An 11,194-nucleotide genomic window follows, 5' to 3' on the forward strand; every position below is an offset into this window, starting at 1 on the left:
TCTCTAACTCTCGCCTAAATAGAGCGCAAACCCTCTCTCCAACTCTCTCCCAGAGGGAGAGAGGACAATTGTTGATTCTTTTTAAATAGCAGCCAATACACTTACAGCAATGGGTGCAAGGATTGACAATACAAATCCACTGACCATGGCATGTGGAATAAAATCGTTGCCACAGGCTTGTTTTACCATGGGCAAAGTGACGTCCATGGCAGTTGCGCCTGCGGCAGAAATTGCAGCACGTGGATAACGCCATCCCAAAATATACATCAGCAATATCGCAAAAATCTCTCTGAATAAATCATTCATTAACGCAATACTACCCAATTCGGCATTGCGAAGTTCCGACACCACAATCCCGCTCATGGAATAAAATCCATAACCTTGTGAGAGCATAAGCAAATCTTGTAGAGCGATGGGGAGCCAAAGTGCGCAAAGTAGTACCCCTGCAACTGAACCGAAAATACAGCCTACGGGCACCATTAAAATTTTCCAATTCAGCCAAGAACGATCTAAAGGCGAATAAGCGAGATCGAGTCCAATCATCCACATAAACAGCAACAGTAAATACCAAGTGTTGATCTGAACTTGGAAATCCATAGCACTAAAAAGTAGATGCAGCACGTAGCCTGCCAATAGTGCAAAAAAGGCATAACTGATGTTGATGCAGGATTGAATCAACAACTGTAATGAAACTTTGCCTTGCGTTGCTTGCAGCCCCAAACCTTTGTAAAGCAAATAACAACACAGAAAAGCACCAATTGATGTAGCAAATGCAATCTGTAAAGCTGTAGATAGAATATGCGATGGCTGCTGTAGTGAACCGAGCGTTTGTGAAAATTCCATCGCAATTGCAATTAGCAGGATATAGCTAAAATATGGAAGCAGTTGAAACGCAATTTTTTCGATTATTCGAGGGAGGCGTTTTGCCAGTACAAGGCCTAGACATAAACAGCAGAGTAATTGGAAAATCAGCCAAAGAGATTGCATGAGATCAACAGGTGGGAGATAGATAAAAACCTGTTGATTATGCCAGTTTGCTTTTAAAAGCGGAAATTTATGCCGCTTTACTGATTAATCTGAAATCACTCGGATGCAGCGACTTGGTTTTTAGCCAATATTTCCAAGTATAGGTTGGCCAAAGTGCAAAGTTTTTTCCACCATCTTGTTGATACCAACTTACACAGCCAGATTGCCAAACCGTGTTATTTAGCATGTCTTGCACATCGTGGTTAAATTGATCTTGTACTTGATCTTTTACTACATTTGCATTGCTCTGTGATTGTGCCACCAAATCCATCATTTGCAGAATGTAATCGACTTGCGATTCGATCATAAAAATAACCGAGTTATGCGCCAAAACTGTATTTGGCCCAAGCAACTGAAACAGGTTCGGAAAACCTTTGTGGCTAATGCCGTAATAGCTTTCTGCGCCATCTTTCCATGCCTGTTTTAATTCAACGCCATGTTCACCAATGCAGCTAAATGGCTGTAGATAGATACGCGGATCGGTAATAAAGCCTGTGCCATAAATCAGACAATCAATTTTTCGCATTTTACCATCTTTGGTGATGATGCTGTCTGCAGTCAATTCCTGTATTGCATCAGTCACTAATTCGACGTTGTCACGGTTAAAAGTTGGGAAGTATTTATTGGACACTAAAATACGTTTACATCCCATAATGTAGTCAGGCGTGAGTTTTTGTGCCAATTGTTTGTCTTTGACCTGAAAACGAATAAAGGCTTCTGCCAGTTTTTGGGTATATTTCATCACGCTAGGTTGCATGATTGGAATTGCACGTGATTCATTCGACCAATACAAACGCGCACGATGCAACTTTCTAAACCAGTCTGCTTGTTTAAACAGTTTTTTCTCAATATTCAGATATTTGCGTTCATCTCGTGGAATGACCCATGCAGCTGTACGTTGCATGACATATAACTGTTTAACTTGAGGTGCAATTTCAGGAATGTATTGAATCGCGCTGCCGCCTGTGCCAATAGATGCCACAACTTTGCTATTTAAGTTGTATTGATGATCCCATTGAGACGAGTGAAAAACCTTGCCCTGAAACTTTTCAATGCCTTTAATGTGCGGGATTTGTGGCACATGCAGTGGGCCAGAAGCAAAGACTAAATATTGGCAACTCAATTGTCTGCCATCTTTTAACGCAACATGCCATACACAGTCTTTTTCATGGTATTCGGTATGCACCACTTCGCTGTTAAATTGGCAATATTCGCGCAGATTAAACTGTTGCACCACATCTTGAATATACTGAAAAATTTCTGGTGCTTCGGCATAGCGTTTTGACCAGTCAGTTTTGGGTACAAATGACAATGAATACAGATGCGACTGCACATCACAAGCCGCGCCAGGGTATTGATTTTCACGCCAAGTACCACCCACTTCATTAGACTTTTCTAAAATCACAAAGTTATGAATGTTGCGTTGTAGCAAACGAATCGCCATGGCTAATCCACCAAAGCCTGCGCCAATAATTGCGACTTGATAATGAGCTGCTGCATCCTGCATGAAGACATCCTTATATTTATTTTGTTTGACTTGAGTTTGTTTGAGTCAGGATAGAATAAGCCAGCATGTGGTAACATGATCGTGCTGACATAAAAATTGATATTTTCGGCAATTTCTATCTGTGGATGAATCGGGTAAAAGGATATTCCGTTTCGCACTGTTCATTTTATGAAAAGATCCATACTTGGCTTAATGTATTTAATACAAGGCATGCGTAAAGCAGGCGTTGATGTCGATGCAAAATTGCAAAGTATCGGCTTGCGTGCAGATGCGCTAGATACCAGTTCAATCATTCATCCGAGTTTGGAATGGGATATTCTAAAAGTCATTGGTGAAGATGTAGAACCTGAAATGGGGCTGTTTATTGGACAGCATTATGCTTTGGCAGGTTATGGTCCTTTATTGATGTTATTGGTGACCAGTCCAGATATTGCCACTGCATTAGAAAAAGGGATTCAATATCAGGGATTGACGCATTTAAGCGGGAAACTAAGTTTACAACATAGCACGCGACATATTGCATTGTGTTATCAACCCAATGATTTACATAGTAGTTTAGGTGTATTACGTGCGCAGTGTGAAATTTCAGGCACATTCAAATTTATTCAAGACCTATATAAAATGATGGGAATGAGTGCGCCACGTATTCGCATAGAATTGCCATTTGTACAGCCGCAGCAAAGTGAAGTTTTGCAAACTTTTTATGATTATTACGGTCAAGATATTGTTTTTAATCAATCACAAGCAGCATTTTGGTTTGATGATGCAGTTCTCACAGCACGTATTCCCTCTGCCGATGCAGTCACTTTTAGCAGTTATGAAGCCAAGTGTGTGATTGAGTTAGAGCGACTTAAACTTGAAGATGATGCGCCTTCGGTAGTGCAGCGCGTAAAAGATTATTTGGAGTTACAACAGGGCAGTATGCCGAGCATGGCAGAAACAGCACATGCTTTGCAAATTCCTGAACGGACATTGCGCCATCAACTGCAACAACTGAACACCAGTTATAAACAAATTCGTGAAGATCTCATCAAAGATAAAGCATTGCGATTAATTGAATATCAGGAATATTCAATTGAAATGATTGCAGAGTTACTTGGTTATTCAGAACCCGCAGCATTTAATCATGCCTTTAAGCGGTGGTTTGGACAAAGTCCACGCCAATATACAAAATAGCCTAAGTATTTTGCAAACTATGCCAAAGTGCTATATCTCGTGATTCGATCTTCGTTATAATCTATTTGCCCAAATAAGTACTGATGAATATGTCTGATTTTAATTCGCCACAAACCACAGCCTTTACTCCATTATCGCCTGCGGAGCGTTATGCACAAGCGTTAGCCTCTGGACAATTTATGCCAGATGATGCGCAGGCGCAGGCTGTACACGAACTTGAGCGTGTGTGGCAGGAATTAATTCAACGCTATAAAGCATCAAAAAAAGCGTTCCGCCGTTTCCGCCGCCAAACAGCACCACAGGGTGTTTATATGTGGGGTGGTGTAGGTCGTGGTAAAACATGGCTCATGGATCAGTTTTACGACTCGATTCCATTTAGACGTAAAACACGTATGCACTTTCACCACTTTATGCAGCATGTGCATCGTGAACTGAACAAACTTTCAGGGCAGCGTAACCCGCTCGATTCTGTTGCAGACCAAATTTATAAAGATGCAGTGGTGATTTGTTTCGATGAATTTTTCGTATCTAACGTGACTGATGCGATGATTCTGAGTGACTTGTTCCAAAAATTATTCCATCGTGGCATTACTTTGGTGGCAACATCTAACATCGCCCCAGACGGTTTATATAAAAATGGTATCCATCGAGATCGTTTTATTCCAACCATTGAAATGGTCAAAAAACATTGCCAAGTGCTAAATGTCGATGCTGGTGTAGATTATCGCTTACGTGTTTTGAAACAGGCGCAATTATTTAAATCGCCTTTAACGCATGATAATCAAAACTGGATGGCACAGCGTTTCAGTGCTTTGAGTAATACACAACATTATTCTTCTGAGCCAATTATTATCAACCAACGTATTGTTGAAACAATTGCGCATACTGAAGATGTGTTGTGGTGTGAATTTTCAGAACTGTGCTTTAAACCGCGTAGTCCTGCAGACTTTATTGAAATTGCCAACATCTACAACACGGTTTTGGTGAGCAATGTACCGCATTTAACAGACTTCTTGTCTGAAGGAACACGTCGTTTTATTTATTTGGTCGATGAATTTTATGATCGTGGTGTCAAGTTATTACTGACTTCTGAAGATTCGATTATTGAAATTTATCAGGGCGAAAAACTGGCATTTGAAATTGAACGCACACGTTCACGTTTATTGGAAATGCAGTCTGATGATTACTTAAATGAAGAACATCGACAGATACAGGCCACCGAAGCCAAACATCAAATCAGTTGATCTTTTAAGCGCCTAGAACTAGGCGCTTTTTTATGATAGAAAAGATGTGACTGTTGGTTTTATCGACATTTTGTCATAAACATGGCTTAATCTTGAAGGGTTGCAATAAGACTGACGCCGATTTTTACAACAAAATCTGAACTTAAGTCTAATTTCGACATTTCAAAAACTTTATACACTGTAAAAGTGTATTTAGATGAGTAATAGTGTCGTGTTTCTGATCAGGCTTTATGATGATTGTTGTCATTCATCTTGTAATAAATGATCGTTATTTTGAAATGTGATAATACTATTCAGCTAAATATAAATCAGTATACTAGAATCTCTTGTATAAAAAGTAGCAATATCAGGAAAGACAATGACTGCACGTATTCAAAAAGGCAAGTTAGCGATTGCTAAAGAACTTTACGATTTCATCGAAAATGAAGCATTACCAGGTTCTGGTTTGGACAGTGATACATACTGGAAAAACTTTGAGCAAGTCGTTGTCGATCTTAGCCCTAAGAACAAAACATTACTCGCAAAGCGTGATGAGCTTCAGGCTAAAATTGATGAATGGCACCGCAATAATACATTTGAATTAGAAGCTTACAAAGCTTTCTTGACTGAAATTGGCTACTTATTACCAGAAGTAGAAGATTTTCAAATTACCACCGAAAATGTTGATGAAGAAATCGCATTATTGGCTGGTCCACAGCTCGTAGTACCTGTACGTAACGCACGTTATTGCTTGAACGCAGCAAACGCACGTTGGGGTTCGTTATATGACGCACTTTACGGTTTTGACGTTATTTCTGAAGAAAATGGCGCAGAAAAAGGTAAAGGCTACAACCCAGTTCGTGGTGAAAAAGTAATTGCATTCGCGAAAAACTTCTTAAATGAAACTTTCCCATTGGCGCAAGGTTCACATGCCGACGCGACTCAATATGCTGTAGAAGCAAACAAACTTGTTGTTCGCCTAAAAGATGGTTCTACAACAACTGTTGCGGATAGCTCTAAATTCGTTGGTTACAATGGCGAAGCTTCTGCACCAACTGAAATCGTACTGAAAAATAACGGCCTGCACGCAATCATCCAGATTGATGCAAACAGCCCAATTGGACAGACAGATGCAGCTGGCGTGAAAGATGTTGTGCTTGAAGCGGCTGTAACGACGATTCAAGACTTGGAAGACTCTGTTGCAGCAGTTGATGCTGAAGAAAAAGTTGAAGGCTACCGTAACTGGTTAGGCTTGATGAAAGGTACGCTTGAAGAGTCTATCGAGAAAAATGGCAAGACCATTACCCGTAAACTAAATGCTGACCGCACCTTCAAAAATGTTGAAGGCGGTGAGACCAAGGTTCATGGCCGTTCATTGATGCTGCTTCGTAACGTGGGTCACTTGATGACAAACCCGGCGATCCTTGTAGATGGCGAAGAAATTTATGAAGGCATCATGGATGCATTGGTCACTCCATTGCTTTCTGTGGCTGATATCCGTGGTGAGAACACGATCAAGAACTCACGTACCGGTTCTATGTATATCGTTAAGCCAAAAATGCACGGTCCAGAAGAAGTAGCATTTGCGGTTGAGCTGTTTGAACGTGCTGAACAAGCGCTTGGCTTACCTGCTAAAACCCTGAAAATCGGTATCATGGATGAAGAGCGTCGTACCTCTGTTAACCTGAAAAACTGTATTGCTCAGGCGAAAGACCGTACCATCTTTATTAACACCGGTTTCATGGATCGTACAGGTGATGAAATCCATACCTTCATGGAAGCAGGTCCATTTGTTCGTAAAGGCGAAATCAAAGGCCAAAAATGGTTCCCAGCTTACGAAAACCGTAACGTCATGGTAGGTCTACAAACAGGTCTACGTGGTAAAGCACAGATTGGTAAAGGCATGTGGCCAAAACCAGACATGCTGTTAGACATGTACAAAACCAAGACTGAACATCCTGAAGCAGGCGCAAGCTGTGCATGGGTTCCGTCTCCAACAGGTGCAGTGATTCACGCGATTCACTACCATCAAATTAATGTAGCAAACCGTCAGCAAGAATTGCTTGCAACTGAAGCATTGCCTTTAGATGATTTGTTAACTCCACCTCTTGCAACTGATACCAACTGGTCTGAAGAAGAGAAACTAAAAGAACTGGAAAATAACTGCCAAGGTATCTTGGGTTATGTCGTTCGTTGGGTTGATCTGGGTGTAGGTTGTTCTAAAGTTCCAGACATCAATGATGTGGGCCTGATGGAAGACCGTGCAACTTTACGTATTTCTTCTCAGCACGTTGCCAACTGGTTACGTCACGGAATTGTAACGCGTGAACAGGTTGAAGAAGTAATGCAGCGCATGGCGAAAATTGTAGATCAACAAAATGCTGATGATCCACTATACACGCCTATGTCTAACGACTTTGCTAATAACATTGCATTCCAAGCTGCATCTGACTTGATCTTCAAAGGTGGCGAGCAACCTTCTGGTTACACAGAGCCACTTTTACACGCAGCGCGTTTAAAGTTAAAAGGTTATACAGGTGATTAATCCTTTAGGATTTGATTTACTGATTGTGTAATACAAACAAATGAGCCTCTTCGGAGGCTTTTTTGTTGCCTGTATTTTGCTTATGGTTTTTTGAAAATTTTGCAGCTGAATAGTTACAGGATGTACTTGCTGCTAGAAAAACATCAAGCTGCGGAGTAGAGTGAAAGTCATATATAAAAAGTAGCGCAAGGACAAATACATGCCAGCATATCAAGATTTGAATCAACAATTTATTGGCGGCAAGTGGTCGGTTGGGACATCTACTAAAACCATTCCAAACTTGAATCCATATCATCAAACTACAATTTTTGAGATGCAGGGCGCCAGCGTGGTAGATGTTGATAGTGCCTATAGTACAGCGCAAAAAGCTTTTGATGAACAATTGATTCAATCCACAAGTCTGCGTCAATACATCATTAAGAACTTAGAGCAAGTCATTCAGCAACGACGCGAAGAAATTATCCAGTGGCTGATTGATGAGTCGGGCAGTACCCGTTTAAAAGCCAATATCGAAGTCGATGCTGCTTTAGGGATTATTCAAGAAGCTGCACAATTTCCCGAGCAAATGACCACGACGCAACTGGAAAGCAAAGATCCGAAAGTCCGTAGTGTTGTTTTGCGTAAACCTTTGGGTGTTATTGCTGTGATCAGTCCGTGGAATTTCCCTTTCCATTTGTCTATGCGTTCAGTGGTTACAGCGATTGCTTGTGGTAATAGTGTAGTGCTCAAACCTGCCAGTGATACGCCAGTCACAGGTGGAACTATACTCGGTAAACTGTTCGAAGAAGCAGACTTGCCTGCAGGCGTACTCAATGTGGTGGCGGGTGCGAGTCGTGAAATTGGTGATTACTTTGTTGAGCATGCAACTCCTAAAATGATTTCATTTACAGGCTCTACAGAAGTTGGACAGCATGTAGGGCAACTGGCCGTTGCGGGTGAGCATTTAAAACGTGTCGCCTTAGAACTCGGTGGCAATGCACCTTTAGTCATTTTGGATGATGCAGATATAGATTTGGCCGTAGAACTAACTGTGATGGGGCGCTTTTTGCATCAAGGTCAAATTTGCATGAGTACCAATCGGGTCATTGTCGATCAGTCTATTTATGCAGCCTATCTTGAAAAATTGTTAGCAAGTGTGTCGCAATTAGTAGTAGGTGATCCGAATAAAAATGACACCTTGATTGGGCCAATTATTAATGCAGAACAGGTGAAAAAGCATCAGCATATTATTCAAAAAGCACAGGCGCAGGGTGCAGAATTGGTTTATGCGGGCGGGGTTACGGGGAACTTAGTTGCACCACATGTTTTTGTGAATGTCGCTGCCGATTCAGAAATTGTACAAAATGAAAGTTTTGGACCTATTTTACCGATTCTCAAAGCAGCAGATACCGCACATGCCTTACAGTTAGCGAACGATACACGCTATGGTTTATCTGCTGCTGTATGCACTACAAATGTAGAACGCGGTGCAGAATTTGCAGCACAGTTTGATGTTGGAATGACACATATTAATGGTATTACCGTTGCCGATCATGCCAATGCACCGTTTGGTGGTGAGAAAAACTCAGGCTTGGGTCGTTTTAATGGGCGCTGGATATTTGAAGAATTTACCCGCACGCATTGGCTGACATTGCCAGCTTAACGGTAATTATTTGTCCTGCGTTTTGTTTGAGTAAGAAGGAATGCGTGGGTGCGCACTTACTGTTCATTATCAAAACGCATAATATAGTGCGTGTGTCTAATCATCCAATTTGTATATGTGTGCCAATTTTAAACCAATAAGCATAGCGCAATTATCTGCATTAGGTCTGCCTGAAATTCCGTTTGAATATGCTGAAGAAGCGTATCCAAATTCGAGTGTGCCACTATTGTTTAAGTCTGAACAAGGTTTAGAGTGGCGCTCGGTGAATTTTGGCTTGATTCCCAAATGGGCGGAAGACAGAAGTATTGCGCAAAAAACCTATAATTGCCGTAACGAAACTTTATTAGAAAAACCAAGTTTTAGTGAAGCTGCTTATAAGTGTAAATTTGGCGCGATTGTTGTGTCAGAATTTTATGAATCCAAATATATAGACAGTAAACCGCAGCGTTGGGGTGTACGTCGTAAAGATGGACAGGCCTTTTTTATTGCAGCACTGTATGAAATTTGCCGTTTAAAGGATGGGCAAGGCACGGAAGAAATTGTCCGTTCTGCGAGTATGATTACCATGGACGCAATTGATCACGCGATGATGAAGGAATTTCATGAGCCTGGGCCAGTCAAACGTTCTGTTATTGTTATTCCACATGCACGTTTAGATGAATGGCTAAGTTTGAAAACACCGAACATACACAGCTTTGTGCAGGGCTTTCCTTTAGACGAGTTTGAGTGTTCACATGTACCAAAAGCAAAGATCGAAAAAGTAAGCCCCCAGCTCAATTTTTTCGATCTTTAAGTACATCTTGTGCTTATATAGGATAAGAACAGATGTGGAACAATAACGTGATGTTTAGCGTGCTAAATTATTAAAAATATGACGTAAACTTTCCATCATTTTTTCAATTTGTAGTGGAGTTAAACCATCAAATGACTGCTCTAAAACAACGCTAGTCAGATCATTAATTTTGTTGGTCATCTCATTACCTTTTTCAGTAAGCACGACACGAGTGATACGCGCATCATCATCACAAGAATAAGTTTCAACCAAACCTTCATCTTTTAAACGATAAACAATTTTAGTTGTAGTTGACATTTTTGACACCACCATGTCTGACAAATCAGACACACTCGCATGTGCTTTTGACCTTAATGCCAATAAAATACGACGGCGAGAATTATCTAAACCATACTTTTTAAGTGCCTGATCGACATTCTGTACATATTGAGCATGTACTTGTGTGACCCAATAATACGGAAATTGTTCAATATCATATTGGTCGGCGGATGGTAGAAATTTTGAATATTTCTTGGACATTGCATATTCCCTGCATTGTTTTAATTGTATTTTTGATATTTCACATTTTATGTGAAAACTCATGTGCTTAGCAAGATGCTTTCAGTGGCTAAAATTTGGTTGAAATCTGACGAAATATGATGAATCTCGATTTAGAAGCTGGCTTTGAAATGGCTATTTTTCCAAGCGCGTAGGCATTTGTTTAAGTTCAATCCATATTCATGTGTCATATCAATTAATCCTATAGAATTGTTTTAGTTTGGATTAGTAGTGAGTTATCTGGTTTTATAAGTTGAATTATCAATTTAACCATCAACTTAGGCTGCATTTTAGTTAAAAAAATACATTTGTACACTTGGCTTTTAGGTAAAAGTGCGGGTTATTGCGTTGAATTTTGCAAAAAAATTATAAGCTTTGGTCTAATCTTTTAACAATAGTTGTTTTTTATCAATATTTTAAGTTTAGATTAAAGTGTGGGTTGGCTTACAGTTGTAATCTATGACTAATGCGTCTAAAAATACATTACAATTCATTTGACATTTTTAATCCATTCTCACGGCTTTTGTTTGGCTGTCATCGCTCTAAAAAAATTAAGAATGTGAAAAATAAAGTAAAAACCATCTTATAGATCGTACTGTTTAGTTTTATTCAAAAAAACTCTGTACACGACAAAAATAGATAACTCATTGAAATAATGTCACAATAATTGTTTTCTAACGACGAATACTATGACACATCTCAATGAGTTATATCTTATCTTAAACAAATCTCTAAAATGGAACAA

The 11,194-nt window shown here is 40.1% G+C and carries 8 protein-coding genes; 5 read left to right on the forward strand and 3 right to left on the reverse strand.

Going from position 1 to position 11,194, the window contains the following annotated elements; translation table 11 throughout:
- Positions 1-81: 81 nt before the first annotated feature.
- Positions 82-987 carry a LysO family transporter gene (locus tag AC07E5_RS03970; RefSeq protein ID WP_278517450.1) on the reverse strand — a complete coding sequence of 302 codons (906 nt, stop codon included), beginning with the start codon at positions 985-987 and terminating at the stop codon, positions 82-84.
- Between the two features lie 67 nt (positions 988-1,054).
- Complete coding sequence (locus tag AC07E5_RS03975) at positions 1,055-2,533, reverse strand: flavin-containing monooxygenase (RefSeq protein WP_498624655.1); 1,479 nt, start codon at positions 2,531-2,533, stop codon at positions 1,055-1,057.
- Positions 2,534-2,701: 168 nt separating this feature from the next.
- Here AC07E5_RS03975 and AC07E5_RS03980 point away from each other — a divergent pair, with 168 nt between their 5' ends.
- The 5 genes from AC07E5_RS03980 (at position 2,702) to AC07E5_RS04000 (ending at position 9,912) form a co-directional block, all read left to right on the forward strand.
- Positions 2,702-3,709, forward strand: a complete 1,008-nt coding sequence (locus AC07E5_RS03980) for a helix-turn-helix transcriptional regulator (RefSeq protein ID WP_171501106.1) — start codon at positions 2,702-2,704, stop codon at positions 3,707-3,709.
- An 89-nt stretch (positions 3,710-3,798) separates the two neighbouring features.
- Positions 3,799-4,953, forward strand: a complete 1,155-nt coding sequence (gene zapE / locus AC07E5_RS03985) for a cell division protein ZapE (protein ID WP_004976758.1) — start codon at positions 3,799-3,801, stop codon at positions 4,951-4,953.
- 358 nt (positions 4,954-5,311) lie between these two features.
- Positions 5,312-7,477 carry a malate synthase G gene (locus AC07E5_RS03990; protein WP_096901411.1) on the forward strand — a complete coding sequence of 722 codons (2,166 nt, stop codon included), beginning with the start codon at positions 5,312-5,314 and terminating at the stop codon, positions 7,475-7,477.
- Positions 7,478-7,676: 199 nt separating this feature from the next.
- On the forward strand, positions 7,677-9,119 hold the full coding sequence (locus AC07E5_RS03995; RefSeq protein ID WP_136144233.1) for an aldehyde dehydrogenase family protein: 1,443 nt from the start codon (positions 7,677-7,679) through the stop codon (positions 9,117-9,119).
- A 115-nt stretch (positions 9,120-9,234) separates the two neighbouring features.
- A complete protein-coding gene (locus AC07E5_RS04000; RefSeq protein ID WP_096901413.1) occupies positions 9,235-9,912 on the forward strand; it encodes an SOS response-associated peptidase family protein in 678 nt (225 codons plus the stop codon).
- 54 nt (positions 9,913-9,966) lie between these two features.
- Here AC07E5_RS04000 and AC07E5_RS04005 read toward each other — a convergent pair whose 3' ends face one another.
- The gene (locus tag AC07E5_RS04005; protein WP_004976754.1) at positions 9,967-10,431 is read right to left on the reverse strand and encodes a MarR family winged helix-turn-helix transcriptional regulator; all 465 of its coding nucleotides are present in this window, start codon (positions 10,429-10,431) and stop codon (positions 9,967-9,969) included.
- Positions 10,432-11,194 lie beyond the last annotated feature (763 nt).

Source organism: Acinetobacter seohaensis (genome assembly GCF_056431365.1).